The organism is Pseudomonas sp. FH1, from assembly GCF_000510895.2.
GTDB lineage: Bacteria > Pseudomonadota > Gammaproteobacteria > Pseudomonadales > Pseudomonadaceae > Aquipseudomonas > Aquipseudomonas azotoformans_A.
Genome location: NZ_AOHM01000113.1, coordinates 85,053 through 111,594, shown reverse-complemented (window position 1 = coordinate 111,594; position 26,542 = coordinate 85,053). Strand labels below are relative to the sequence as shown.

Annotated in this window: 19 protein-coding genes and 2 pseudogenes; 10 read left to right on the top strand and 11 right to left on the bottom strand. The window is 58.2% G+C overall.

Features of this window, described 5'->3' with window-relative positions:
• Positions 1 to 109: 109 nt before the first annotated feature.
• The 6 genes and pseudogenes from H096_RS34420 to H096_RS33635 form a co-directional block, all read right to left on the bottom strand.
• Positions 110 to 940 (bottom strand): PepSY-associated TM helix domain-containing protein, encoded by an 831-nt coding sequence (locus H096_RS34420; RefSeq protein WP_196448527.1) that lies wholly within the window; start codon positions 938 to 940, stop codon positions 110 to 112.
• A 38-nt stretch (positions 941 to 978) separates the two neighbouring features.
• Positions 979 to 1,086, bottom strand: a pseudogene (locus H096_RS34775) (PepSY-associated TM helix domain-containing protein); the annotation flags it as partial.
• A complete protein-coding gene (locus tag H096_RS34410; protein WP_223194063.1) occupies positions 1,079 to 1,444 on the bottom strand; it encodes a PepSY-associated TM helix domain-containing protein in 366 nt (121 codons plus the stop codon). The pseudogene H096_RS34775 and the gene H096_RS34410, both read right to left, overlap by 8 nt.
• A gap of 302 nt (positions 1,445 to 1,746) precedes the next feature.
• Positions 1,747 to 1,923 (bottom strand): annotated as a pseudogene (locus H096_RS33640) (TonB-dependent receptor); the annotation flags it as partial.
• 1,444 nt (positions 1,924 to 3,367) lie between these two features.
• Entirely contained in the window at positions 3,368 to 4,228 is an 861-nt protein-coding gene (locus H096_RS25970) for a TniB family NTP-binding protein (protein WP_024075431.1), read from the bottom strand.
• Positions 4,225 to 6,042, bottom strand: coding sequence for a Mu transposase C-terminal domain-containing protein (locus H096_RS33635; RefSeq protein WP_024075432.1), 1,818 nt, complete (start codon positions 6,040 to 6,042; stop codon positions 4,225 to 4,227). Before H096_RS33635 ends, H096_RS25970 begins: the two co-directional genes overlap by 4 nt.
• Positions 6,043 to 6,439: 397 nt before the next feature.
• Here H096_RS33635 and H096_RS25960 point away from each other — a divergent pair, with 397 nt between their 5' ends.
• Both H096_RS25960 and H096_RS25955 read left to right on the top strand, forming a co-directional pair.
• On the top strand, positions 6,440 to 7,642 hold the full coding sequence (locus H096_RS25960) for a M48 family metalloprotease (protein ID WP_016974323.1): 1,203 nt from the start codon (positions 6,440 to 6,442) through the stop codon (positions 7,640 to 7,642).
• Positions 7,630 to 13,104: a WGR domain-containing protein gene (locus tag H096_RS25955; protein ID WP_016980298.1), complete on the top strand. Its 5,475-nt coding sequence runs from the start codon at positions 7,630 to 7,632 to the stop codon at positions 13,102 to 13,104. The genes H096_RS25960 and H096_RS25955 overlap by 13 nt, the downstream gene beginning before the upstream one ends.
• 383 nt (positions 13,105 to 13,487) lie before the next feature.
• On the opposite strand, the gene H096_RS25950 is transcribed toward H096_RS25955, so the two are convergent.
• Positions 13,488 to 14,099 (bottom strand): dTMP kinase, encoded by a 612-nt coding sequence (locus H096_RS25950; protein WP_033902206.1) that lies wholly within the window; start codon positions 14,097 to 14,099, stop codon positions 13,488 to 13,490.
• Between the two features lie 189 nt (positions 14,100 to 14,288).
• Here H096_RS25950 and H096_RS25945 point away from each other — a divergent pair, with 189 nt between their 5' ends.
• Positions 14,289 to 15,158 (top strand): oxaloacetate decarboxylase, encoded by an 870-nt coding sequence (locus tag H096_RS25945; protein WP_033902205.1) that lies wholly within the window; start codon positions 14,289 to 14,291, stop codon positions 15,156 to 15,158.
• 37 nt (positions 15,159 to 15,195) lie between these two features.
• On the opposite strand, the gene H096_RS25940 is transcribed toward H096_RS25945, so the two are convergent.
• Positions 15,196 to 16,020, bottom strand: coding sequence for a hypothetical protein (locus tag H096_RS25940; RefSeq protein WP_206542904.1), 825 nt, complete (start codon positions 16,018 to 16,020; stop codon positions 15,196 to 15,198).
• Positions 16,021 to 16,279: 259 nt separating this feature from the next.
• On the opposite strand from H096_RS25940, the gene H096_RS25935 reads away from it, so the two are divergent.
• Positions 16,280 to 17,053, top strand: a complete 774-nt coding sequence (locus H096_RS25935; protein ID WP_033902203.1) for a glucose 1-dehydrogenase — start codon at positions 16,280 to 16,282, stop codon at positions 17,051 to 17,053.
• On the opposite strand, the gene H096_RS25930 is transcribed toward H096_RS25935, so the two are convergent.
• Positions 17,038 to 17,952 carry a LysR family transcriptional regulator gene (locus tag H096_RS25930; RefSeq protein WP_033902211.1) on the bottom strand — a complete coding sequence of 305 codons (915 nt, stop codon included), beginning with the start codon at positions 17,950 to 17,952 and terminating at the stop codon, positions 17,038 to 17,040. The two genes, H096_RS25935 and H096_RS25930, sit on opposite strands and share 16 nt — an antisense overlap.
• 373 nt (positions 17,953 to 18,325) lie before the next feature.
• On the opposite strand from H096_RS25930, the gene H096_RS25925 reads away from it, so the two are divergent.
• Positions 18,326 to 19,648 (top strand): OprD family porin, encoded by a 1,323-nt coding sequence (locus H096_RS25925; protein ID WP_033902202.1) that lies wholly within the window; start codon positions 18,326 to 18,328, stop codon positions 19,646 to 19,648.
• Here H096_RS25925 and H096_RS25920 read toward each other — a convergent pair whose 3' ends face one another.
• On the bottom strand, positions 19,649 to 20,131 hold the full coding sequence (locus H096_RS25920) for a helix-turn-helix domain-containing protein (protein ID WP_016975712.1): 483 nt from the start codon (positions 20,129 to 20,131) through the stop codon (positions 19,649 to 19,651). It abuts the gene before it with no gap.
• A 107-nt stretch (positions 20,132 to 20,238) separates the two neighbouring features.
• On the opposite strand from H096_RS25920, the gene fabF reads away from it, so the two are divergent.
• The 3 genes from fabF (at position 20,239) to H096_RS25905 (ending at position 24,037) form a co-directional block, all read left to right on the top strand.
• A complete protein-coding gene (gene fabF, locus H096_RS25915; protein ID WP_033902200.1) occupies positions 20,239 to 21,507 on the top strand; it encodes a beta-ketoacyl-ACP synthase II in 1,269 nt (422 codons plus the stop codon).
• 65 nt (positions 21,508 to 21,572) lie between these two features.
• On the top strand, positions 21,573 to 21,953 hold the full coding sequence (locus tag H096_RS25910) for a RidA family protein (RefSeq protein ID WP_033902199.1): 381 nt from the start codon (positions 21,573 to 21,575) through the stop codon (positions 21,951 to 21,953).
• A gap of 104 nt (positions 21,954 to 22,057) precedes the next feature.
• A complete protein-coding gene (locus H096_RS25905; RefSeq protein ID WP_033902198.1) occupies positions 22,058 to 24,037 on the top strand; it encodes a U32 family peptidase in 1,980 nt (659 codons plus the stop codon).
• On the opposite strand, the gene H096_RS25900 is transcribed toward H096_RS25905, so the two are convergent.
• A complete protein-coding gene (locus H096_RS25900; protein ID WP_033902197.1) occupies positions 24,015 to 24,917 on the bottom strand; it encodes a DMT family transporter in 903 nt (300 codons plus the stop codon). The genes H096_RS25905 and H096_RS25900 overlap by 23 nt on opposite strands.
• 109 nt (positions 24,918 to 25,026) lie before the next feature.
• Between H096_RS25900 and H096_RS25895 the strand changes: the two genes are divergently transcribed.
• A complete protein-coding gene (locus H096_RS25895; protein ID WP_033902196.1) occupies positions 25,027 to 25,467 on the top strand; it encodes an Lrp/AsnC family transcriptional regulator in 441 nt (146 codons plus the stop codon).
• 99 nt (positions 25,468 to 25,566) lie between these two features.
• Positions 25,567 to 26,418, top strand: coding sequence for an NmrA family NAD(P)-binding protein (locus H096_RS25890; RefSeq protein ID WP_033902195.1), 852 nt, complete (start codon positions 25,567 to 25,569; stop codon positions 26,416 to 26,418).
• Positions 26,419 to 26,542 lie beyond the last annotated feature (124 nt).

The window sequence follows — 26,542 nt, the reverse complement described above, 5'->3', positions numbered from 1 at the left end:
GGATCTGTGCGGGGGGCGGCAGGTAACTGCCGTCCCTACCGCGACCCCTCAACCGGCCTTGCCAGACGACGCGCGGTGAGTAGCGCTATCAGCGCGCAGGCCAACAGGCTCAGATCGACGCCGGCCACGGCCCAGTAGGGTTCAAGCAGCATCCTTTTGACCAGGTGGTCCCCCGTGGTGATCCAGTTGAGCAGCACCGCAGCGACGCAGAGCAGCGCCAGGCCGGATTGTGCCGCGCCTGGGCCACTGGTGCACTACGCAACAGCGCATGCAGCAAACTCAGCAGCCAGGCACCCCAGAACACCCACTTTTCCCATTCGCCACGGCCAGGCATGGGCTCAGGCAGCAGCCGGTTGGCCGCCAGCATGGCGACCGCTGCCAGCAGCATGCCGGTAACCGTGGTGACTGCCATGGCGTCAACCAACCGACAGCCCTGCAGCCCGAGTCGGGCGTGCTCCTGCTTGCGTATCTCGACGAAGAACACAAAACCGCTGGCGATGCACACACAGCCGAGCAGACCGCCCGCCACGTACAGCCAGCGCAGCGCCCAGTGTTCGAAGTGCTGCAGGTGCAAGCCGGTGAGAAATTGATTGACGGAACCAACCGGGTCACTCGGCGGGTCGTTGCGCAGTAGCTCGCCGGTACTGGCCTTGAAGTGAATGCCCTCCCCGACCAGCGCCACACGATCACTGCCGGCGCGGTAGATGCTGACGTAGCCGTTGGCGTCATTTAGATGCTCGATAGTCAGCAGCCCGACCTCTCCCGGCATATCGCGCGTAGCCCAGATGCGCTTGGCCTCGGCCACCATGGCATTGGCGGAGGCCATCTTCGCGGGCACACCGGCCTCATCATGGGGCAAGCCGGTATGCGCCGCCTCGATCACCTCATGCCGATTATGCAGCGGTTTGAGCAAGGTCCCGGAGACCGGGAAGTAGTACATCGACGCGAAGATCACCAACCGGTGAAGGCAAAAAAGAAGTGGAACGGCAACGCCACCACGCCAGTCATGTTATGCAGGTCCAGCGCGCTGCGCTGGGTCCGCTTGCGCGGACGGAAGGTGAAAAACTCCTTGAAGATCTTACGATTGATCATCCGCTGGGTCCTTTGGCTGGTTGGGGATACCAAACTCGCCACCAATGCTCAGCACGGGATCTCGGTGGGTGGTGTAGGCATAGAGCGAGACCATGGGCATGGTTTCCGGCGCCGGCAGGTCGCCGATTACCCGCCCTTTGGTTGCCGCCATATCCACCGGATGCGGTTTGAGATCGGCAAATACCTGTTTCAGCAGGTTGTTGTAGGACGGCATAGGCTGCGGCTCGAAGCGCGTATCGGGGATCGCCCAACGATCGATCTCGCGGTCGAACACCGACAGTGCACCGAAAAAGAAGACGACCATCAGCACGAAGCCCAGCACCAAACCGAACCAGGTGTGTACCCAGGCCATGGATTGGCGAAAGTTGTTCAGCATGGCTCTGCTCCTATCCGATGATCATGCGCTGCAGCTGCCAGGCAACAGCCAGCATCAAGACGCTGCCGAGCGCCAGTACCATCGAGACCCGCCACAGACTGGCTGCGGAAACAGCGCGAGATACAGGACGAAGGCCAGCATCATCATCGCCTGCTCGGCGGCATGGTAATCGACCCCAACCCCATTCAGCGCCGCCACGCCCTAGACGAATGCATAGCAGCCGAAGATCGCGGCCAGAACACGAGATACCACCACAACAGGAGCCATTACTGACAGGCTCACCAGCTGTAGCTCAGCTTGGCGGTGAGTTCTCGGCCCGGATTGTAGTAATCCGCAGTTCCGGAGCCCACGACATGCTGCTCATCCAAAAGATTACTGACATTGACCGCCAGATCCGTGTCCTTGGCAATCTGGTAATTGAAGGCTGCATCAAACAAGGTCGTCGCCTCGCTCTCGCCGGTGTCATTGAAATACCTTGAACTGAACCGTCAGCCCAAGCGAAAGAGCAGGATTGCGCTGTTCTGGAAATCCAGCCAAGCTCTTCTGAGGAAACGAATAGCTGCGGAGTCGTGGGTATGCCGTTCTCTCCAAAGCAGCCATCGCTTAGCACCCAAGCATGCAAAAAGATCAGCATAGACGCTCGCAGGTATGACGCAGGAGGGGCAAGGCGCAAATATATAAACTGCTTTATATCAATAATATACAGGTCTTATGTCCTGATTTTCCTTAATCTCGGCATAATCCTTACATTAACTAGCAGGAAATTAAATGTTAAAAGCCCTGCGTGCATCTAGCATGTGGAGTTTTTCTCCTTGCAGCCAGCCGGCAACGATAGGCATGCGCATTTAATAGCTCATTGTGAGTATCCGAATAGACGCTTGCCAAGGACACCATCTTGAACATACGAATGTTCTTGAAGTTGAAGATGGCGATCTAGCAACGGAAAATCTTTCCTAGGGAAACCCCCTAAAAAACGGTACAAGGTTTCATAGCCTGCCCTGTTGATATATGGAAAAATCGCTGCCTTATGCAGGTCTCTTGGGATCAGCATCCCGCCCCTTCTTTTCTCACACAGTTTAGTAAATATCAAAAACCTTGAGTAGGGGATAATCTCCAGTAGTGATGCGGTTAAGACCAAACTACCAAATCTACTTGATGGATCGGCCGTGGACGCCCCCAATAATATACTCTGCTCAAAAGAGCTTGCGTCGGGTGCTCGTGCATCTTTCCTCGTTTGCAAGTGGATTCTAGCGATTCCGCCTCTACTACCACGAAAGGGACATTGAAGGAAAATATTGAATAGCCTATAAAATAAATCGTGCAATGTAGGTTGTTGATTGTCTCTACTGATCAGAGCATGCTCAATCTTTGTGAAGGTACTTGAGCAAAAACGAAAGAATAGAGTTTCCTCTATGGAGGCATTGTTTGATATCGAATTGCAGCTTTGGACAAACGCATCCCATGCCCTTGAGTAACGCGGTGTATCAACTAGTCTCACCAACTCTCGATCATGGGCAGCGCAGACACAAGAATAAATGTAACACCAGTCCTTCCGCCATATAGGCAAACGACCATTCGCCACATCATCGCGTAAGCAATCAGGGCAAAAAAAACGGCGATACCTCCATTCGACTAATTTATCGCCTCGAAGGCAAAAAAAATTTCGTAATAGTTCAGGGGTAATGTCCCCGGCTACACAACTTAATCGCTGGCTGGCGGATAAGAATTCTGAGTCTGGGTCCGAATATTTGATCTCCACACCCTCCCACCAATACGCTGGGCGTTCTGTTGATGATAATCGAGGGAAGCCAGCGGCGTTTGGATTAATGCTGCATCGAAACAACCAAGATGAAAGTGTTTCTTCAGAACTTGGTGTTGGCAAGCCAGAGAAACTCACTACTAATAGCCCCAAGGATTCTTGTTTGCTCGCCGCAGCATATCAACATCCACCTTCTCCCCCCCCATTTTTATGGCATAACAGGCAGCCGCCCTTATCAATTCGAGTGTTTTGTCCATGCGCCCATTCGACATAGATAAAATAGTGCCTACCATCTCCTCAGAGTACAAATGTGATGGCTGTTTTAGCGGTAGGGACTCCTCTACCTCCAAGAGGAATGACCTGAACTCCTCACTCTCTATCCAGTCATCAAGAGCAACTTCGTGAAAACGTCTCTTAAATTCATAATTGGATTTAAGTGCGTTGCGCGCACTAGCAGTGCCAAAGCAAAATAGTTTCAATCCATATTCAGGGCCGAGCAGCTTTTTAAGAATAGACATGTTAAAACGCTGCTCTTGCTTCGAGCGTAGCAGTGCATCATGAAACTCGTCGATCACCAGCCCCCAAATTTGCCTCAGCCTAATAACCTCTCTAATCTCGCTTGGCAGGTCAGAGCTACTTCGGCGACTTGAGCCAGAGCCAACTGGTATTCCGAGCGCTAAAGCTATCTCATCTTTAAGGCTTTTTTTGGTATCTATTTCTGGGGATGCAGCCAAGGAGACAAAAATCAACCCTGCACTCCTTTTTACATGGTTTGGAATCTTAGATATTATAGCCGTCTTTCCAGAGCCACCTGGGCCAACCACAAGCAAAGCAGGCGCACTCATACGATCTGGTACATCCGCGATATTATTCATCATGCGAAAAACAGCTGCACTAGAGTTATTGTTCACCCATATTTCTTGATGAATTAAGGCTATTCGCGTATCAATATTAGAAGACAAATATTTTCTGATGTCCGACCGGACGTGCTCATCACTCATGACTCATCCCCAGGTCGAAATTTTTTTGGAGAGGCTGAATAATTTGGCTTGATATGTTCCCTGTCAGCGTTAAAGCTACTACTTCTAGGATTTGGATTTGCCTCAGTATAGACTTTTTCAGCGGCCTCTCGGCGTCTTTCCTTCTGCGTTAACTTTTTACTTTCCTCTTCAATTTTTTGCTTCCCTCTGTAGGCTTTTAACCCGCCATCACTATCTATGGCTCCGATGCGGACTGGGTGACGATAGAGCTTGCCGGCACGATATTCCTCATAGGTAGGAGCCTCAACGGTTACGTCAGACAGGTGTATTGGGCAAAATTGGCCATCCAATTTCACCCATACAACATTCATATCGTACGGGTCATATTTGACTATGACATTTCTAGTCCCCACATGAGACCCCAATATAGGATCCCAATAAACTTGGCCATGCAAATTAATGCCACCAGGATTAATTTTTCGGTCTTCTTGAGGCATGAACCAAATCTTTAATTGCTCGGAATTCAAGCCTGCCGGGGGGTAAGGAAGCCCTCCGTTGGGCGCGAAATAGTTTGTCCACGCTTGTCGCGGGCTACACTTTAATGCGCTATGAACTGTTGAGTGATAGACAACTACTTCGCGAGAGAACCAGCGAAAAAAATCAGAGAAGGTCATGGTTGCATTTCTTTCGCTGTTAAGTCCTCTGCGCGCAACAGAATTTGACATTGTAGTCCCCGGCAAGAAATGCACCTTAGTAGTCATGAACGTGCCTATCAGCCGTTCAACATGACCGCCAAAATGTTTTCTTCCTACAGGTCGGTATTCGGGGGAAATCCCAAAAGATTCACACCCTACTTTAAATTTTGGGCTGGTGAACTCTGCGGCATTGTCCATATGAAGGACTTCAGGCTTTCCATAGTAGGGGTAGTCTTCTGGATCCAAGCCAACACTTGCCGAAAAGTTTACTTTAGGAAGGACAGAATGACTAAGAGCGCAAGCCACTGAAACAGTAGACGGGACGTAAAGGCTAAGATAGTAACCAAGAATAACCCTGGTATAGACATCAATTACAATTGTCAGCCACGGGCGTCCAATAATATTTATGCGATCATCAGCCAACAGAATTATATCGACGAGGGTGTGATCCATCTGTACCCATTGCAGCGGCCTTTCAAGATTTTTTTTACCCGGGCGAGCTGAAAATTCTTGCGTCGCGGCATCAGGACCTTCTTTAATTCTCATTCTTGTTTTTTCTGAGAGGATTAAGCGTACACGCCTCAATACCGTATCTTTGGAAGGGCATGAAAAACCTTGCTCCTTACATGCAACATCCACCTCGCTCCACACTTTGCTGTAGCTGGCTCCTTTCGACTTGAATTTTTTAGCAGCCTTGAAAATTATGACCTCAACCGACTCATCCAGTCTCGTAACGCCTTTCTTGACACCCCGTGTCTGCGCAATTAAAGATAGTGGGCCTACGTCAGCGTCAAAAATTTTAGCCAAACGATAGAAGTAACTCTTTGATACACCCAGTAAAGAACAGTACTTAGTGACTACCCCTCCCTCAACCTTCCACTTTCTGATAATTTCAAAACGCTCAGCTGCCAATGAAAGTTGATCAACGGTGTAATCATTGACATTCAAACCCTCCCCATGATCACTACCATTAATTGCCGTAACACTAGGGATTCGCTGAATGTCGCGCGCCGACACCAGTATTACTTCACCAGAGTCGACAATTGTTACCCTTATCGTTTTGTCACTAAATACCTGTTTGACTTTCGCAACTTTTCCCTTGGCGACAATGAGTTCCCCAGGGGTTAGCTGATTTGCCATGGATGTACTCTCCACAACGCTAATCTAGGCGAAGTCTGCCGAGCGGCGACTTACATCAGTCTCTATCAACGATCGAAATTGGCTGCCGAACACGATACGACGTCACGTTCAAAAAATAGACTATTGCTAGCTTTTCTGCCGCGTCAGTCTATTTTTTAAAAGTTAATCAAGGTATGTGATTGATTATTAGAGATAAATGATATTCTTTTTTTTGATCGGGCATCACACATGCCCAGTACCCGCCACACGTTTAACTCATGCACTTTCACAAGTAATTTCCCCCACCCCTAGGTATGCTCCGCGTTTATTGCCGATCACTGATACCGGGATGCCAGCCCAGTTCTCTGCTGCCCACGCAGTGTATGGAGCCGTATCCTCTCAAGGACGTTTGAACACGATGAGTACCCCTGCGCTGGATATCAGCAGCCTGACGCCATTGCCTTACCACCAGCGTGTGGTCGACTACCTGAAAGCCCATGAACCTGCCGTGTGGGAATGGGCCTCGTCCTTGGGCGTTCAGCAGGAACACGCCCAGGATGTACGTGCGCAATTGCTGCGTGACACTTATCGCTTGAGCCCCGAGACCCATCCGCAGGCTTATCAGGCCTGTGAAACCGCATTGCAGTGTTTGCAGATCAAGGCACCCGCCACCCTTTACCAAGCTGGCGACGGCGCGATGAACGCGAGCCTGTATTACCTGGCCGATGAAGTGCATGTGGTGTTTTATGGGCCGATTCTTGAGCGTCTCGACGCCCAGGAATTGCTGGCATTGCTCGGGCATGAGCTGGCTCATTACCGGCTGTGGTCGGAGCACGGTGGTGACTTTCTCACCGCCGAGCGGATTCTCAATCACGCTATGGCCGACGTGAATACGCCGCCCAGCCTGGAACAGACTGCACGTCTATATAGCCTGCACACTGAAATCTATGCCGACCGCGGCGCGGCACTGGTGGCCAATGGGTCAGAGGCGTCGATTACCTCGCTGGTCAAGATTCACACCGGCATTGTCAGCGTCGATGCGGCCAGTTACTTGAAGCAGGCCCGCGAGCTGGATGGTAAGGATGCCCAGCTGTCCCAGGGCGTCTCCCATCCGGAGACGTTTTTGCGCTCCCAGGCGGTGGACAGCTGGTGGCAGCAACTCCCGCAGACGGATAACTGGCTGGATCGCCGGTTGCGCGGGCCCTTGTCGCTCAATCGCCTGGATGTGACCGACCAGGTCGAGTTGACCGCCCTCACCCGCGGCTTTATGGCCCATTTCATCGGCTCCCCGCTGTTGCAATCCGAGGTTGTGCTCAATCAGGTACGCGGTTTTTTCCCGGACTGGAAAGACAACGAAACGCCGCTCGACCTGACGACGTTGAATGCCGATCGCATCGACACCAGCATCCATGAATACCTGCACTTCATCATGCTCGACCTGAGCCTGGTGGACCGCGACTTGCGGGATGAGGCTCTGCTGCACGCCGCGCGCACCGCGAAGAAACTCGGCAGCGCCGATGACTTTATCAGCGTGCTCAAGCGCGATATCAAACTACCCAAACGTGAGCTCGACCCGCTCGTTCGCGCGCTCAAAGCGGAGGTCGACACATGGACCCAGTAATTCAACCCGTCACGTTCACTCAATTGCTGCAGAGTCACGATGGCGCCGCCGTGCCCATCGACGATGTGTTGTTCTTGGCGCTGCCACTGCTGCGTCAGGTGGCACAGCTGCACGAGCTGGGACGTGTCGCCCAGCTCGGTTATCTCGATGTGCTGCAAGGGCCGGAACGCACGCTGCAACTGCGTAATCCTGAAGGCGTGCCGCCGCGGCTGGCGCTGGAAGCGATCAAGCAGGTGCAGCCCAATCCGGAATCGGCGCTGAACGTCGTCGGCAAAGTCCGCCTGACCCGGGATTCGGAAAGCGGCGTGGCCATTACCGACCTGCAGGTCCAGGAGGACCTGCAGGTCCAGGAGGACCTGCATCAGGCCATCGACCACCCGGTGTTCCTTCCGGACCTGCACAGTTGGGAGCATCGCCTCGGGCACCACGATGAGATCACCGACATATTCCAGCTCGGCCAGTTGCTGGCGTGCCTGGCGTGCGGGTTGGATTTTACCGATATCAATGACCTCAAGACGTTTGCCCGGCACCGTCGCAATCTGTTCCAGCTCAATGGCCGGCTCAACCCGGTGCTGGCCAACCTGATCGTCGAGATGACGGAGCTCAACCGCCACGAACGTGCCACGGATGTGGGCTCGCTGGCGCGGCGCCTCGAGTCCTGGCGCGAACAGCCGGCCAGCCTGGATGTCGAGCGTGTGCTGGCCCAGGCCGAAGGCCCGGCGTCGCGGCGTACGGTGGTGCTGGAACATCTGCGCAACCGCTTGTTTGACCTATCGCGGCGCAATCGCTTGCTGTATTTCCGGCCGACCCAGGCCAATGTCAATCTGACCGTGGCCAGCGTGCCGTTGGTGATGCGCATTGAAAGCATCCGGCCTGAAGCGCTGTGCACCTGGCAGCCGACCTTCGGCGGGTTCTCCGAACAAGTGCTGAGCGGCAAGCCCGTTGGCCTGCAACAGTGGCTGCGCTTTGAAGACCAGACCTGGTTGCAGGCGTCGCTGGAGCGCATCATCCAGGAAACCCGCCGCGACCGTGCCGAGTTTGGCTTCAGCAACCTGCGCCTGGTGGTGGCCTTCATGCGCTGGCACAACCTCAAGGACACGCCGGAAGAACGCATCGTCACCCCGCTGCTGTGGCTTCCAGTGGAGTTGAGTCGCAAAAAAGGCGTGCGTGACCAGTTCGTGTTGCAGTGCGACGAAACCGAGGCCGAATTCAACCCGGTACTGCGCCATCAACTGCGTCAGCTCTACGATATCCAGTTGCCGGAAACCGTCGACCTGCAAAAGACTTCGCTGGAAGACATCCACGCCGATATTGCACGCCAGATCAAACTGACCGAACCCGGCGTCGAGCTACGCCTGCAAAGCAAACCGCAAATCGAATTGATCCACCAAAAGGCCGTGCAGCATCTGCACCACTTCCAGCGCCGTCGTGCCCGCCAGCGCTCGGCGATGCCTTTGGTGAAACCGGACTTCAGCTACGACCGCGAAGATTTCCGTCCGCTGGGCCTGCAATGGTTCCAACAGAAGGTCCTGCCCAGCGAATTGCCGCTGCGCCTGGCCGTAGGCGCCAAACCTGTGCTGCGCAATCAACATCCTCAGATGGTTGCGAGTAGCGCCGAAAACAGCACCTTCGCCCTGCCCGAGAACCAGGGGCATCGCTACGCCTGGGACATCGACCTGACCCAGGTGACCCTGGCCAACTTCAACTATCGCAAGATGTCGCTGGTGCGTGACTATGCGCAGTTGATCGACGAGCCGGCGCAGAACGAAGCGTTTGACCGGATGTTCTCCATCGAGCCTCGCGATGTCGAGGTCCAGACCCCCGACCCTATCCCACTCCCGGAACAGTGGAACGTGGTGGCCGGCGACGCGACACAAAATGCTGCCGTCAGCCTGGCCCGCACCGGACGCAACTTCATTATTCAGGGGCCGCCGGGCACGGGTAAATCCCAGACCATCACCAACCTGATCGCGGACTATGCCGGCCGCGGCCTGCGAGTGCTGTTTGTCTGCGAGAAACGTGCGGCACTGGACGTGGTATTCCATCGCCTGCAACAAAGTGAACTGGGCGACTTGTGCTGCCTGATCCATGACTCCCAGACCGATAAGAAAGCCTTCGTGGGTAACCTGCGCGAGTGCTATGAGCGTTGGATCGCCGGCGATGCCCAGTCGCCGCAGTTGCAAGCGCGGCGCGACACCTTACTGGCCGGCCTGAGCCAACAGCTGGGCTTGATCGAGCGTTTTGAACAGGCCATGACGGGCGTGCCGGAGTCCTTGGCATGCTCGGTACGCGAGCTGGTGCGTCATCTGATCGAGCTGCCGCCCGTGGTTGCCAAGCTACCACCCGAAGCCTTGGAGCGTCTGCCCGAATGGCGTCATTGGCAGGCCCAAAGCGAGCTGACCGGCCGCGTGTATCAGGCGATCAAAGAACGTTTCGGCCTCGACAGCTTTGCACGGCATCCTTTCAGCCGCTTGGCCTCAAGCCTGATTACCCATGAACATGCGTATGGTCAACTCAAGGCATTCCTGGATGAAGCCAGTGGGTTGATGGACAGTGTCGAACTGTTTCTGGAGTCATCGTCGAGCCTACTGTCCGGGAATACTCGCCTGGCAGATGCGTGCGTACTGACCCAGGCCGCCGAGCAACTGACCAGCGCCAACCTGGCCGCGCACCTCGATCTGCTGGAGCCTGGCTCATCAGGCTCTCAAGCGCTGCATGCGGAACAGGCGGCGTTGCAGGCACTGGCTGTACAGCAACACAACGCCCGCGAATCCACCCACCACTGGCGTGAAAAACTGGCGCCGCAAGACACCCAGGCGGCCCTTGAGCTGGTACAGCGGTTGGAAAGCTCGCCGCTGCGTTGGCTGCAACCCTCCTGGTGGCGGCTGCGCGGTGAATTGCAACGACGCTACGACTTCAGCCAGCACGCGATTCGCCCGAGTTTGCGCAGTGTGCTCGACAACCTGGCGGGTGAGCACCGCGCCACGGCCGAGTTACACGCCGAGCAGCAACGCTTGCAAAGCCGTTATGGCATCCCGGACATCGACCTGTTCGTGCACAACCTGCAAGCCCTGCTCCAGCAGCTCAGCGCATCACCGCTGTTGCGCCAGTGGGTCGAGAGCCTGCGGGGTAACCCGGACGCCCTCCCCGGCGTGCGCCAGGAAGCCAGCCTGCGTCAGCCGTTGGCGCGCCTGGCCGAGCTGGTCGCGCAACATTGTGTGTTCGACCTCGCGCCAAGCCTGGGCGAGTTGGCGGAATACCTGCGCGATCTGCGTGAAGAACTCGACGAACTGCCCGATACCCTGCCCCTGCTCAATGAGCTGCACCAGGCCAATCCTGTCTGCCTCGCGGTCGTGCAACAGTACGCCTTGGCGCAACGTGCACTGGACGGCTTGATTGCCCAGGAAAACCTGACCCGCCTGTACCGCGCCAACCCACAGCTGGCCCGCTTCGATGGCCCGGCCTTGAGTTTGGCCGCGCGCCAGGTCAGCCAGGCAGAAAGCAACCTGCTCAAGAGCAACGCTCATGTGCTCAGCGCGACGCTGCACCAGCGTTTTCTGGAGCATGTGAAGCAATCGGCGATGTCGGTGACGCAACTGGACGCCCAGGCGCGCGAGTTCAAGAAAGCCTACGCCAAGGGTCGCCGTGAACTGGAGCATGAGCTGGGCAAGACCATGCGCTATCGCTCCATTCGTGAAATGGCCAGTGGTGACAGTGGCCGGGTGATCAACGACCTCAAGCCCATCTGGTTGATGAGCCCGCTGTCGGTGTCCGACACCCTGCCATTGACGCCGGACCTGTTTGACGTGGTGATTTTCGACGAAGCCAGCCAGATACCCAGCGAAGAAGCCGTGCCGGCCCTGAGCCGTGCGCAGCAGGTGATTGTGGTGGGTGACGAGATGCAGTTGCCACCGACCAACTTCTTCTCCAGTGCCGGCGACCAGGACGATAACGAACTGATTGCCATGGAGGACGGCGAACAGATCGCTATCAACCTGGATGCCGACAGCCTGCTCAGCCAAGCCGCGCGTAACCTGCCGGCGACCCTGCTGGCGTGGCACTACCGCAGCCGCCACGAAGCCTTGATCAGTTTCTCCAACGCAGCGTTCTATGAAGGGCGGTTGATCACCATTCCCGACCGTCGTATCGAGCGCCCTGCCCCGGCCCACGCCGCACTGGACTCCACGGATACCGAGGCCGTGATCCAAGGTGCCGACACGCTGTTGGAAAGCCCGATCAGCTTCTTGAAGATGAGCGACGGTGTCTATCTCAGCCGCAGCAACCTGGCCGAAGCACGCTATATCGCCAACCTGGTGCGTGAACTGCTGCAACGCGAGACCGGCCTGAGCCTGGGCATCGTGGCGTTTTCCGAGGCCCAGCAAGGCGCCATCGAGCAGGCGTTGGAAGACTTGGCCAGCAGCGACTCGGCCTTTGCCACACGGCTTGAGCGCGAGTATGTGCGTGAAGATGCCGGGCAATTCAATGGCCTGTTCGTCAAGAACCTGGAAAACGTCCAGGGGGACGAGCGTGATGTGATCATCCTGAGCATCTGCTACGCGCCAGGGCCGAACGGCAAGATGTTGATGAACTTCGGCCCGATCAACCAGCGTGGCGGGGAAAAACGCCTGAATGTGATCTTCAGTCGCGCCCGCAAGCGCATGGCGATCGTCTCCAGCATTGAGTCCGAGGCCATCACCAACACCCACAACGATGGTGCCGCTGCATTGCGTGCGTTCCTGCAGTTTGCCCAGGCCAGTGCCACTGGGGATGCGCCGCGCTCCCAAGGCATCCTCGCCAACCTCAACCCAGGCGCCAAGCAATCCTTTGCCGTCAGCCTGCCCAAGGACCACCTGCGCAGCGCCCTCGCCGCCGCGTTGCGCAAACGCGGGCATTCGGTCCAGGAATATGTCGGGCGTTCGCAGTTCCGCTGTGACCTGGCGATCAGTGACGCCAGCGGCGAACACTTCAGCCTCGGCGTGCTGCTGGACGGCGACACCGCAGCGGCCACGGACGTGCGTGAGCGCTACATCTTCCGCCCGACGGTGCTGCGCAGTTTCGGCTGGAAGATCATCGACGTGCTTAGCCATGACTGGCTGCGCGATCCGGAGGACGTACTCAATCGCATCGAATCGCTCCTGCGAGGTGAGGAAGCCCCTGCGCTGCCAGAACCGGAACAGGTAGAGGAAAGCGTCGAGATCGAGGCTGAGTCACCTGTCACCGCTGAAGCGACACCCTTGATGCGCGAGTTCACCTTCGGTGAAGGCAACTCAAACAAGTTCTGGCGTATTGGTGTCGCAGAGGCCGAGGTGACGGTGCATTTTGGCCGTATCGGCACCAAGGGTCAGACCCTGATCAAGTCCCTCGACAGCCCTGAACGTGCTTTGCGTGAAGCGGAAAAGCTGATCACGGAGAAACTGCGCAAAGGGTATCAAGAGCAGGCGGGTTCAATCACCTCGGGGTGAGCTCAGTCGGTCCAGCATGAATCAGACAAGCGCGTTCAATCTGAACGCGCTGCAGCGGTCCGAAAAAGGGGGCGGCCCCCTAGAGAGCTGTCTGTCATGAGCATCAATTTATGAACATTCGGCTCCACAATTTGAGCAAGGCGCTGGACATAGCGATTTCGGGACTCTTCGTGAACCACGGCAATGTCTTTCCCTCCTATTTGAGGTTGCCCATCTCCAAGCAGACGCTGCTGCCGTTGTACTTGACGAACAAGCTTCATGAACACATATAGATGAACACCCACTCCCATTCATAGAAAGCTAACCAGCTATAACAGCGCTTTGACCGATACATGAACATCTGACATCGCCCACTTGTAAAATTACGTATCTGGCTGTTCATATCAACGCACTATTTTCTGGATCTCAGCCACCACCTGCTTCACCGCATCTTCGACCGTACCTTCATTACGGCACAGCACCCAACCATGATCCGCAACGGCTCTCTCGAACCTCTCGGTACACACGACATGCTCTGAGTACTTGTGGATCACCGTGCCACCCAATCCACGTGATCGTGCCGTTGCCCTTGCCCATGAAATATCCGGCGCGGTGACGACTCCAACATGCAGATCCGGCACTCGCACGTTGCGCCCCAGATTCATCTGGAGAATCTCTGCAAATGGGATGGTGTGTCGAAACGCAGCATCAGACGGATACCAGCGATCCATCAGGATAATGCTGCCCCGCGGCTGCTGGGCCAGCACGTTCCGGGAAATCCAGCTACGACTGTCAGCAAAGCGTTCGCACACAGCCCATTCCATGTCCCGCGAAGAATTCCTGGCCAGTTCGTTAACACGCGCCATGGTTTCCCTTCTGTACGGATCGCTTTTTCTCTCGCACAGCCGGATGACTTTCATATTGTCTGCCCTCAGCGCTGCCGTTACGGCCTCCAGCAGCGTGGTTTTGCCGGTGCCTTTAGGCCCGTCCAGAGAAACAAAAAGCGGAGAGTTCATTTTTCACGCAGCACTTGAGGCAATGCTGACCACTCTAACTGCATTTCTGGAATTCAATCAGCTCATCCTTGCATTAGCCCCACCCTAATGCTGAAACGTCATCATCTCCCCTCCACCCACATGTTAATCTCGCCCCACCACGAATAGACATTGATCGTCACAAGACGATGACCAGAACCAGGAAAGCCCATGCCAAAGATTTCTCACTCAGCCCTGCGCCGCACATTCCGTGAATTGCTTGCCACCCCAACCTGCGTTGAAACCGCATCCGTCTTTGACCCGATGTCGGCGCGCATTGCCGCTGACCTGGGTTTTGAAGTCGGCATCCTCGGTGGCTCCGTTGCGTCGTTACAAGTATTGGCCGCACCCGATTTCGCGCTGATCACCCTGAGTGAGTTCGTTGAGCAAGCCACCCGTATCGGGCGTGTTGCCCAGTTGCCGTTCATTGCCGACGCCGACCACGGCTACGGTAACGCGCTGAACGTGATGCGCACCGTCGAAGAGCTTGAGCGTGCCGGTGTGGCCGCGTTGACCATTGAAGACACGTTGCTGCCCGCGCAGTTTGGCCGCAAGTCCACCGACCTGATCTCCATTGAAGAAGGCATCGGCAAGGTCCGCGCCGCGCTGGAAGCCCGTGTTGATCCTGAGTTGTCGATCATTGCCCGGACCAATGCCGGTGTGTTGCCGACCGAAGCCGTCATCGAGCGCACCCTGGCGTATCAGAAAGCCGGCGCCGATGGGATTTGCATGGTCGGTGTAGCGGACTTCGAGCATCTGGAGAAGATTGCAGAGAACCTGACGGTGCCACTGATGCTGGTGACTTACGGCAATCCCAAGCTCAATGACGCCAAGCGCTTGGCGAGTCTCGGCGTGCGTGTGGTGGTTGCCGGCCACGGCGCTTACTTTGCCGCGATCAAGGCGACCTATGACAGCCTGCGTGCCCAACGCCAGTTGACCCACAGCACCGATAACCTCAGTGCCACCGAGTTGACGCACACCTACACGCTGCCGGAAAACTACGTGGCGTGGGCTGAAGAATTCATGGATGTAAAAGAGTAAGGCTCACGCCAGAACGAGGGGGGATCCCCCCTCCTCTTCACTCGCCACGCCGCCCCAGCCTTACAATGCCGGGAAGTCCCGGTTGGTCGACAAATGTTCTGACGCCTTCCGGCTGCCAACTTTCCTTCATCACCGCCCCCAATGACGTGTAGTACTGCGCCAATTGCGTGATGTCGTTGATGATCGTCCAAGTGTTCTTGCGCACCGCCGCAATCGGAAACTCGCCTGGCCTGGCGACGGCCCCGGAGACACCGCCGGCCTGTTGCACATTATCTTTTTCATGGCTGACCATGTAGGACAGGTAATTGACCTGCGGGCCATGTCGCAACACATTGTGCTGGCGCACGGCGAATGGCCGGTTACTGTCATCCAGTGCCACTTCGCGGTTGATGCAATCGATCACTTGCTGCTCTTCAATGGAGCCCGCCAGCACGGTTCGTGGCCGTCCTGCGCCACGGAAGGTGATGATGTCGTGCGCGTCATAATCCCCGGTGAAAGCCTTCTTCTGCCAGTTCCCGAGCAGCTTGAGTGCCGCGAGGCTGCCTTCCAGGTTCTTGACGTCGATGGGTTGGATCGACGTGTCATCCTCAAGGTCGCCACTGAGGTAAACGCCGACCAGTCCCGTTGGGTCCCAATGACCCACATAACCCTCCAGCCCGGCGGTGCGCAGGCGCAGCAGCAAGTCGTTGGCCTTGTCGGGCCCATATGCCTTGGCGAGGGAGCTTTGCTTGATGGTTTTTTCCAGGATGTTATGGCCCTTGGCGGCTGCGCCACGCTCTAAAGCCAGGAGCGTAGCGCGGCCAGCCGATCTGAAACTGATGGAGAAGTTGCCTTTGGTCGAGGCTCGCTCAATGGCGTCCATGTGCTTTTCTAAAATGAATTCACGGGCAACGCGTTGCCTTGTTTTTGTGTCATCCGGCATCGTTAAGGCCAATTTGAGGTAGGAAGGTTCTCCTCTCCAAACGCCCTGGGCGCGGGTTTTATTCCATGACGGTCCAACTATGAACATGAAGCTCATAACTCGTTAACTATTACGTGGATTATCCAGGGTAATCATCCACCGTAACCTGTGCCCATAGCGCAAGCACACCGCATTGCGCAGCACACAAACGGAGCTTTCCATGACCTTATCCACTCCCCGCCAGCTTGAAGGCAAAGTCGCGCTGATCACCGGCGCCAGCTCTGGCATTGGCCGTGCGGCCGCCGTTGTCCTGGCTCAACGCGGCGCAAAGATCGTTGCCGCTGCCCGCCGCCAGAGCGAGCTGGACGACGTGGTTGCCGAGATCACCGCCCAGGGCGGTATCGCTTCCTCTATCGTGGTCGACGTGACCCGCGAAGCCGACATCATTGCCATGGTCCAGTTTGCCGTGGACACCTACGGCCAGTTGGACATCGCCTTTAACAATGCCGGCACCGAAGGCGTGTTCGCACCACTGATCGAGCAGGACAACGCGCGCTTCGACCTGGTGTTCGAACCCAATGTGCGTGGCGTCTTCAACTGCATGAAGTACGAAGCCAAGGTGATGCTGGAACAGGGCTGTGGCAGCATCATCAATAATGCATCCATGGGCGGCGTGATCGGTTTCGAGAATGCCGCGCTGTATATCGGCACCAAGCACGCCGTGGTGGGCATGACCAAGACCGCGTCCATCGAGTGGTTCAAGCAAGGGGTACGGGTGAATGCGCTGTGCCCAGGGCTGATCGAAACACCCTTCCACCATCGCGGGATCTGGCCGTCGGTAGAAGCCCAACAGGCGTTCGCCGCCAGCACGCCGGCCAGTCGTTTCGGCACGGCTGAAGAGATGGCGACGGTCGTGGCGTTCTTGGGCTCGGAAGATGCCAGCTACGTGTCCGGTCACGCCCTGCTGGCCGACGGCGGCTACTCGGTGGCCTGACGGTTACGCGCCTGGAAGAAGTCGATAAATGCCCGGAGCTTTCCGGGCATTTGCGCACGGTTGGCGTAATACAGGTGGAAGGTCTCGGCGGGCGCCGCGTATTTTTCCAGCAACGCTACCAACGCGCCGCTGGTGATGTCCGCCTGGGCAAACGGCCGGAACACCAGGGCCACGCCACACCCCAGGCGCGCCGCCGACAAGGTGGTGCGCATCTCATCCAGCACCAGGCGTCCCTTCACCTGGAGCTCGACATTGGCCTTGCCGATGCGAAACGTCCAATCCATCAGCGGCCCGCGACTGCTCAAACGCTGATGGATGCAGTCGTGGGCCAGCAGGTCTTCAGGTGTGTTCAACGGCGCCGAGCGTGCCAGGTACTCCGGCGTGGCCACGGCCACCATCGGCTGCGACGCCCCCAGCGGCACCGCGATCATGTCACGCTGCAAAGCCTGGCCCAGGCGGATACCGGCGTCGAAGCCTGCGCCGATGATGTCGCTCAAGCCATTGTCCAGGGCGATATCCAGGCTGATGTCCGGGTACTGCGCGAGAAACGCCGCCACATGGGGTTCGATCAGCGAGGCGTAGGCCACGTAGGAGCTGTTGATTTTCAACGCGCCATACGGGCGGCTGGCGGTGTCGTGTACCTGCTGCACCGAGAAGCGGATCTGCTCCAGGGCCGGGGCCAAGGTGTCGAGCAATTGGCTGCCCGACTCGGTCAACGCCACGCTGCGCGTGGTGCGGTTGAACAGGCGCACGCCCAATTGCGCTTCGAGCTGCCTGATGGTCTTGGACATCGCCGTGGGCGTGACCTCCATCTCGGCCGCCGCCCGCGCGAAGTTCATATGACGGGCCACGCATTCGAACGCGATCAAGGCCGGCAGGTGGGTGGATTTCAGGCTCATGCAGCGTCTCGAAGGGTGGATGCCAATGGTGTCGCGCAGCATAGGTGAGTTCAACTAACCCGGCCACGCAAAAAAATCCGCCGCAGAATCTGCGGCGGCAACCAAAGGATTTTGTCGAAGCAGAGCGGCTAAGACAGCGTCCACGCTACACCCGCAGCCGATTAAAAATAGTGAAGTTTAATTAATCGAGTTTCATCCCTTGGCCCGCTACAGGCCCCGCAGACTGGGCTTAGAATCAAGCTCGGCAACCACGCCGAACACAATAAAAAACCGTAACAGCTCACCTGCAAACATCTGCCCATACACCTTTATGCACCCTCCAATCAGTGCGGTGTTTCTGTGCGCGCGTTCATTCTCCCGGGGAAGTTACAACATGATTAAACAGTCGAGCCTGTTAGCACTGGCGGTGTGTGCCAGTATCAGTCAACTGGCGTTTGCCGAAACGGTCACCGACCAGGCGGACTCCAAGGGGTTTATCGAAGGCAGCAGCGTCACCGGGTTGTTGCGCAACTACTACATGAACCGTAATCGCGAAGGTGGCCGGGCCGATAACATAGACTGGACCCAGGGCGCGATGCTCAACTACGCCTCGGGCTTCACCCAGGGCACTATCGGCTTCGGCGTGGATGCCTACGCCTACGGCGGGCTGAAACTGGACGCCACCCACGCGGACGCCGGCACCGGCAACCTACCGACCGACCGGCATGGCGACCCCGAAGACGCCTACGGCTCCGTGGGTGCGGCGGTGAAGATCAAGATCTCCAAGACCCAGCTCAAATTCGGTGACATGCAACCCACCGCCCCGGTCTTCGCCACCGGCGGCACCCGCCTGTTGCCGCAGACCGCCACCGGTTTCGACCTGACCAGCAGTGAAATCGCCGGCCTGGACCTGGAAGCCGGACACTTCACCAGCACCAACAGTGGCATGACCAGCAACCATGACCACGATATCTACGCGACCTACGCCAATATCGCCGCCAACAGTGCCAGTTTCGTCGGTGGCAAATACACCTTCAGCCCGTCCCTGAGCGCAACCGTTTATGCCGGTGAACTGGAAGACATCTGGCGCCAGTACTACACCAACCTCAACTACGTGATCCCGCTGGCCCATGACCAGTCACTCGCGCTGGACGGCAACCTCTATCGCACCCTCGATACTGGCAGCGCCAAGGCCGGCGCGATCAACAACACCACCTACTCACTAGCGGCGGCGTACTCGTTCCTGCAGGCGCACACGTTGACGCTGTCGTTCCAGAAAGTGCATGGCGACACGCCGTTTGACTACATCGGCACCGGCAACAACGGCGCGGGCGAAGGCGGCGATTCGGTGTACCTGGCCAACTCGGTGCAGTGGGGGGACTTCAACGGGCCGGGCGAACAGTCCTGGGGCATTCGGTATGACTTGAACATGGCCAGTTATGGCGTGCCAGGGCTGAGCTTCATGGGCCGCTACATCAACGGCTCGGACATCAATGGCACCCATACGCCAGATCACAGCGCCTATGTGGGCGACTACGGCGCCGACGGCGCGCACCACGAAACCGACCTGGAGGCCAAGTACGTGATCCAGAGTGGCCCGGCGAAAAACCTGTCGTTGCGTGTCCGCGATGCGATCGTGGCATCGAACGCCGACCAACGTGATGGTGACCTGAATGAGTTGCGGCTGATCGTCGACTATCCGTTCACCTTGCTCTAATCAATCCGGCATCGCCCCCAACCGCTGGCGCATCCCTGCGCTGGCGGCTGGACCGGCTTGGATCGTGCACTGGTCCAACGGCACACATTGGCCTGCGGCATTCGCCATCGCCGGCTGCACCGGCAAACCGGTCGCACGCTCCACCACTTCCACACTGTGGCCTTCTTCGGCGAAATGCCGGTTGCCCCAGGCCACCAGCGACATCAGCACCACACTGAAGTCCTCACCCTTGGCCGTCGGCACATATTCGTAGCGTGGCGGTCGCTCGCTGTAGGGCCGCCGCTCCAACATCCCCGCCTCCACCAGGCCATTCAAACGGCGCGTCAGCATATTCGGCGCGATGCCCAGGCTGCGCGAGAACTCGTCGAAGCGGCGCAGGCCGTGCAAGGCGTCGCGCATGATCAGAATGCTCCACCACTCCCCTACCCGCTCAAGGCTGCGGGCGATCGGGCATTCGTCGCTGATGAGGGACTTGCGTTGCATGGCGTTTCCTGTGGGTCAGTGCAAATGTGTGTGATGCCATGTTACTTTCATGATGATAGTGACGTCCATAGAGTCTGTTCCCTCACCGCAACCGGAGTCGATTGATCATGAGTAAACGCATCGTTGTGACAGGCATGGGCGCGCTGACGCCGTTGGGCGCTGACGTGGAATCCACCTGGCGCCGCCTGTTGGCCGGGCAATCGGGCATCCGTCGCCTGCCTGAAGAGTTGATCGGTGATTTGGCGGTCAGCATCGGTGGCCAGGTACAAAGCAACCTGCAGGACCCTGAAGCCGGATTTGACCCGGATCGCCTGCTGGCGGCCAAGGAACAACGCAAGATGGACCGCTTTATCCTGTTCGCGCTGGCGGCGGCGGATGAAGCCTTGAAGCAGGCCGGCTGGGCGCCGGACACAGTGGAACAACAGGAACGCACGGCGACCATCATTGCGTCTGGTGTTGGCGGTTTCCCGGCGATTGCCGATGCAGTACGCACCACTGACAGCAAAGGCGCACGGCGTTTATCGCCGTTTACCATCCCGTCCTTCTTGAGCAACATGGCCGCTGGGCATGTGTCGATCAATTACGGTTTGAAAGGCCCGCTGGGTGCGCCGGTGACCGCCTGTGCCGCAGGTGTGCAGGCCATCGGTGATGCGGCGCGAATGATTCGAGCCGGTGAAGTCGATGTGGCGGTGTGCGGCGGCGCGGAAGCGGCGATTCATCGGGTCAGCCTGGCGGGTTTTGCGGCGGCGCGGGCGCTGTCCAGTGACTTCAACGGCACACCCGAATTGGCTTCGCGGCCATTCGATCAGGCGCGCGACGGTTTTGTCATGGGCGAAGGAGCCGGCATCCTGGTTATCGAAGAACTGGAGCACGCCTTGGCACGTGGCGCACAACCGATTGCGGAGTTGGTGGGCTACGGCACCAGTGCCGATGCCTATCACATGACGGCCGGCCCGGAAGACGGCGACGGTGCGCGACGCGCCATGCAGCAAGCCTTGCGCCAGGCCGGAATCGAGGCGGCCCAGGTGCAGTACTTGAACGCTCACGCGACTTCCACACCGGTAGGCGACAAAGGCGAACTGGCCGCGATCAGGACGGTATTTGGCGCCAACGGCAGCCCGGCGATCAGCTCGACCAAATCTGTCACCGGGCACCTGTTGGGCGCTGCGGGCGGTATCGAAGCCATTTTCACCGTACTCGCCCTGCGTGATCAGGTCGCCCCGGTCACCCTCAACCTGCAAAACCCCGACGCGCTTGCGAACGGCCTGGACCTGCTGCGCGGCGCAGCCCGGCCGATGCCGATTGAATACGCGTTGTCCAACGGCTTCGGCTTTGGCGGCGTGAATGCCAGCGTATTGTTCCGTCGCTGGGCGTAGTTTGCCCCTGCGGTATTTTTCGGGGACCATGGGCGCCTTTCTGAACCTGCCAATGAGAGGCGCCCATGGCCAACCACGACCTGCACTACACCCCGGATCCCGATGCCGATTCGATTTCTTCGGATGTGATCGGCTTCAACGGCATCCTGGTGTCCACCCAGATCCCGACCCGCGCCGATGGCAGCCTGGAGCTGGGCGATATCACCCTGCAAAGCGAATGCACCCTGCAAGCCTTGAAAGTCGCCCTGGAAAAGGCCGGCAGCTCTATGGACCGGGTGATGCACCTGACCATTTATCTGACGGATATGGCCGATCGCGGCGCCTTCAACGAGGTCTACAAGCGCTTTTTTGCCAAGCCCTGGCCCGTGCGTGCGGCGGTTGGCGTTGCCGCGTTGGCGGTAGAGGGCATGCGCGTGGAAGTCACTGCGATGGCCGCCAAGGCCTGAGTCAGCTTCGCCAGCGGTCACAATAGGACAATGCGCGGATGCTTGTAGGGATTTTCATCGCTACAATGCCCGCCTCAACCGTGACAAGCCTGACTAAAAAAACTATGTCCTTGCCCAAGCATCACCTGGAATTGCTCAGCCCTGCCCGCGATGTCGCCATCGCGCGCGAGGCGATCCTGCATGGCGCCGACGCCGTGTACATTGGCGGCCCGAGCTTCGGCGCGCGCCATAACGCCTGTAACGACGTGAGCGATATCGCGTCCCTGGTGGAATTCGCCCGCCGTTACCACGCGCGCGTCTTCACCACCATCAACACTATCCTGCATGACAACGAACTGGAACCCGCGCGCAAGCTGATCCATCAGCTCTACGACGCGGGTGTGGACGCGTTGATCGTGCAAGACTTGGGGGTGATGGAGCTGGATATTCCGCCCATCGAGCTGCACGCCAGCACCCAGACCGACATTCGTACCCTGGGCCGCGCCAAATTTCTCGACCAGGCTGGTTTTTCGCAGCTGGTATTGGCCCGTGAGCTGAACCTGCAGGAAATCCGTGCCATCGCCGACGAAACCGATGCCGCCATCGAGTTCTTCATCCACGGCGCCTTGTGCGTGGCGTTTTCCGGGCAGTGCAACATCTCTCACGCACAGAACGGCCGCAGCGCCAACCGGGGCGATTGCTCCCAGGCCTGCCGCCTGCCGTACACCTTGAAAGATGACCAGGGCCGCGTCGTGGCTTTTGAAAAGCACCTGCTGTCGATGAAAGACAACAACCAGAGCGCCAACATTCGTGCGCTGGTCGAAGCGGGCGTGCGTTCGTTCAAGATCGAAGGCCGCTACAAGGACATGGGCTATGTGAAGAACATCACCGCCTATTACCGCCAGCGCCTGGATGACGTGCTTGAAGACCGCCCGGACCTGGCTCGCGCCTCCAGCGGCCGCACCGCGCACTTCTTCCTGCCGGACCCGGAAAAAACCTTCCACCGTGGCAGCACCGACTATTTTGTTACCGATCGCAAGGTCGACATCGGCGCCTTCGACACTCCAACGTTCACCGGCCTGCCGGTGGGAGTGGTGGAAAAAGCCGGCAAGCGTGACCTGCAAGTGGTCACCCATGAGCCGCTGTCCAATGGCGATGGCCTGAACGTGCTGATCAAGCGCGAAGTGGTGGGTTTCCGCGCCAACATCGCCGAGCCTAAAGGCGAGTTCGAGGAAGACGGCGAGAAGCGCTACCGCTACCGCGTCGAGCCGAATGAAATGCCGGCCGGGCTACACCAGTTGCGCCCGAATCATCCGCTGAACCGTAACCTGGACCACAACTGGCAACAGGCGCTGCTCAAGACCTCATCCGAGCGCCGTATCGGCCTGACCTGGGCCGCGCGCCTGCGTGAAGAACAGTTGGAAGTCACCGCTACAAGCGAAGAAGGCATCAGTGCCAGCGTCACCCTGCCCGGCCCGTTCGGCGTGGCCAACAAGCCGGAGCAGGCGCTCGATACTTTGCGCGACCTGCTCGGCCAACTGGGCACCACCGAATACCATGCGACCAACATCCAACTGGATGCGCCGCAGGCGTTCTTCATCCCCAACTCACAGCTCAAGGCCTTGCGCCGCGAAGTGATCGAAGCGCTGACCGCTGCCCGTGTGGCCGCTCACCCGCGTGGTGGACGCAAAGCCGAGACCACCCCGCCGCCGGTCTATCCGGAAGCGCATCTGTCGTTCCTGGCCAACGTCTACAACCAGAAAGCCCGTGATTTCTATTACCGTCACGGCGTGAAGCTGATCGACGCCGCCTTCGAAGCCCATGAAGAAACCGGCGAAGTGCCGGTGATGATCACCAAGCACTGCCTGCGCTTCTCGTTCAACCTGTGCCCTAAACAGGCCAAGGGTGTCACGGGCGTGAAGACCAAGGTCGCGCCGATGCAACTGATTCACGGCGATGAAGTGCTGACCCTGAAGTTCGACTGCAAGCCGTGCGAGATGCACGTCGTGGGCAAGATCAAGGGCCACATCCTTGGCTTGCCGCAGCCGGGCAGCGCAGTGGAGCACTTCAACCCGGAAAACATCATTTTCCAGGGTACGCACTGACCCTCTGGGAGCGGGGCCACCACCAGCCCCGCTGCAACCCCGCCGCCGCCAGTAGAATCGCCGCTACACCCAGCCATTGCAGCCAGCCCAGACGATGCCCGAAGGCGATCCAATCGACGAAGATCGCCGCAATCGGGTAGATGAACGACAGCGCGCCAGTAATGGCCGTGGGCAGTTTCTGGATCGCACCGTACAGCAGCACGTACATCAAACCGGTATGCACCACACCCAGCGTCACCAAAGCCGTCCAGGCATTGGGGGTGGCCGGCAGACTGTTCCAAGGCACCATCGGCGCGAGTAACAGCGCGCCGGTGGTCACCTGGATCAACGCCATCAAATGCGGCGGTACTTCTTTAAGACGCTTGATGATCAGCGCCGCAATCGCGTACAGAAAGGCCGCGCCCAGCGCCAGGGCGATGCCGACCAAGTAGTCGTCGCCAGTCGGTTGGTCGCCATGGGCGGTGACAATCGCGAGCATGCCCAAGAACGCCACGCCCAGCCACGTCAGTTTCTGCACGGTGATCTTTTCTCCCAGGAACACCGCCGCCAGCATCACCAACATAAACGGCTGCACGTTGTACACCGCCGTGCTGATGGCAATCGACGCACGGGAATAGGATTCGAACAGCAGCAACCAATTGCCGACAATCGCCACGCCGCTGAGCATCGCCAGGCCCAGCTTGGTCCAGCTCAGCAGGTCCAGGCGCAAGTAACCCAACAGTGCGCAGACCAGCAACAGCGTCAGCCCGCCGATCACGCAACGCCAAAACACCACTTCGATCACCGACACGCCAGACACTAATACAAACCAGCCAATGGTGCCCGAGATCAGCATGGCGGCGATCATTTCCCACGACCCGCGACGGATGGATGTGTCCATGATTGAAGCTCCTCAAGTGAGGCTCAATTATGGCAATCTGCTCAGCAGCGGCTCCAGCGCCTAAAAAAGGCCAAATCGCTGGATTGCCTTTACTTATTAGGTGGACACCATGATTGACACCATCGACCAGCAACTCATCGCGGCTTTGATGGACGACTCGCGCCTGTCCCTCAAGACCCTGGCCGGCATTACCGGGCTGTCCTCGCCCAGTGTCGGCGAGCGCCTGCGCCGTCTCGAAGAACGCGGCGTGCTGACCCACTACACCGTCGACATCGACCCCAAGCATTTCGGCTACCTGCTGCAAGCCATCGTGCGCATCCGCCCCCTGCCCGGCAAATTGCATGAGGTGGAACGGCAGATCCAGGCGATTCCCGAATTCACCGAGTGCGACAAGGTGACCGGCGACGACTGCTTCATCGCACGCCTGCATGTGCGCACCATGGATCATCTGGACAGCTTGCTCGACAAGCTGAATGCCTACGCCGAAACCAACACTGCCATCGTCAAGAAAACCCCGGTGAAACGCCGGCTGCCGCCGTTGGGGGATTAGTGATTTTGAGTCACTAGCGCAATGCCTGAGCGAGCATTCCGTCATGACTGAGCGCTGTTTATCCTGGCACCACTCTTTGGAACAACAGGTAGAACGCTCATGTACGTCATTACGGGAATCACAGGCAAAGTCGGCGGCGCTCTGGCGCATAATCTGATCAAGGCGGGTCAGCCGGTGCGCGCGGTCGTGCGTGATGCAGGCAAGGCAGCCTACTGGGCTGACCTGGGCTGCGAAGTCATGTTTGCAGAGATGGAAGATGCTCAAGCGCTGACGGCTGCATTCACCGGCGCGACCGGCGTGTTCATCCTGCCGCCGCCAGGCTTTGATCCGCAACCCGGCTTCCCCGAGGCCCGCGCCGTGATCAGCGCGGTCAGCCAGGCCCTGCAAGCCGCCGCACCGCCGAAAGTGCTGTGCCTGTCGACCATCGGCGCCCAGGCTGAGCAGGTCAACCTGCTGACCCAGCGCACCTTGATGGAGCAAGCCCTCAGCGCCCTCGACATCCCCGTTACCTTCCTGCGCCCGGCGTGGTTCATGGAGAACTCGCTGTACGACGTGATCTCAGCCCGCGACACCGGCGTGATCCATAGCTTCCTGCAACCGCTGGACAAAGCCGTGCCGATGATCGCCACGGCGGATATCGGCAGCGTAGCGGCGCAGTTGCTGCAACAGGACTGGGCCGGCCAGCGTGTGGTGGAACTGGAAGGCCAATGGGTGAGCCCCAACGATATCGCCCGCACCCTTGCGCAATTGCTGGGCCGCGACGTGCACGCCGAGGTGGTTGAGCGTGACACCTGGGAAGCGCTGCTACGTTCGCAAGGTGCGCAGAACCCACTGCCGCGCATGCGCATGGTGGATGGGTTCAATGAAGGGTGGATTTGTTTTGAACATGATCAGGTGCTCAAAGGGGCGACGCCGTTACAAACGGTATTGCGCGAGCTGATGAATAAATGAACAGGTTTCCTGTGGCGAGCAGGCTTGCCCTGCGTTGGGCTGCGAAGCAGCCCCAAGTCCAGGCAATGCGGTATTGCCTGACACACTGCGGTGGTCTTGACAGGGGCCGCTTCGCGCCCCAACG

Coding starts and splice junctions, on each gene's coding strand:
- H096_RS34420 (WP_196448527.1), bottom strand. CDS start 940: ATGTACTACTTCCCGGTCTCCGGGACCTTGCTCAAACCGCTGCATAAT.
- H096_RS34410 (WP_223194063.1), bottom strand. CDS start 1,444: ATGGCCTGGGTACACACCTGGTTCGGTTTGGTGCTGGGCTTCGTGCTG.
- H096_RS25970 (WP_024075431.1), bottom strand. CDS start 4,228: ATGAGTGATGAGCACGTCCGGTCGGACATCAGAAAATATTTGTCTTCT.
- H096_RS33635 (WP_024075432.1), bottom strand. CDS start 6,042: ATGGCAAATCAGCTAACCCCTGGGGAACTCATTGTCGCCAAGGGAAAA.
- H096_RS25960 (WP_016974323.1), top strand. CDS start 6,440: ATGAGTACCCCTGCGCTGGATATCAGCAGCCTGACGCCATTGCCTTAC.
- H096_RS25955 (WP_016980298.1), top strand. CDS start 7,630: ATGGACCCAGTAATTCAACCCGTCACGTTCACTCAATTGCTGCAGAGT.
- H096_RS25950 (WP_033902206.1), bottom strand. CDS start 14,099: ATGAACTCTCCGCTTTTTGTTTCTCTGGACGGGCCTAAAGGCACCGGC.
- H096_RS25945 (WP_033902205.1), top strand. CDS start 14,289: ATGCCAAAGATTTCTCACTCAGCCCTGCGCCGCACATTCCGTGAATTG.
- H096_RS25940 (WP_206542904.1), bottom strand. CDS start 16,020: ATGGACGCCATTGAGCGAGCCTCGACCAAAGGCAACTTCTCCATCAGT.
- H096_RS25935 (WP_033902203.1), top strand. CDS start 16,280: ATGACCTTATCCACTCCCCGCCAGCTTGAAGGCAAAGTCGCGCTGATC.
- H096_RS25930 (WP_033902211.1), bottom strand. CDS start 17,952: ATGAGCCTGAAATCCACCCACCTGCCGGCCTTGATCGCGTTCGAATGC.
- H096_RS25925 (WP_033902202.1), top strand. CDS start 18,326: ATGATTAAACAGTCGAGCCTGTTAGCACTGGCGGTGTGTGCCAGTATC.
- H096_RS25920 (WP_016975712.1), bottom strand. CDS start 20,131: ATGCAACGCAAGTCCCTCATCAGCGACGAATGCCCGATCGCCCGCAGC.
- fabF (WP_033902200.1), top strand. CDS start 20,239: ATGAGTAAACGCATCGTTGTGACAGGCATGGGCGCGCTGACGCCGTTG.
- H096_RS25910 (WP_033902199.1), top strand. CDS start 21,573: ATGGCCAACCACGACCTGCACTACACCCCGGATCCCGATGCCGATTCG.
- H096_RS25905 (WP_033902198.1), top strand. CDS start 22,058: ATGTCCTTGCCCAAGCATCACCTGGAATTGCTCAGCCCTGCCCGCGAT.
- H096_RS25900 (WP_033902197.1), bottom strand. CDS start 24,917: ATGGACACATCCATCCGTCGCGGGTCGTGGGAAATGATCGCCGCCATG.
- H096_RS25895 (WP_033902196.1), top strand. CDS start 25,027: ATGATTGACACCATCGACCAGCAACTCATCGCGGCTTTGATGGACGAC.
- H096_RS25890 (WP_033902195.1), top strand. CDS start 25,567: ATGTACGTCATTACGGGAATCACAGGCAAAGTCGGCGGCGCTCTGGCG.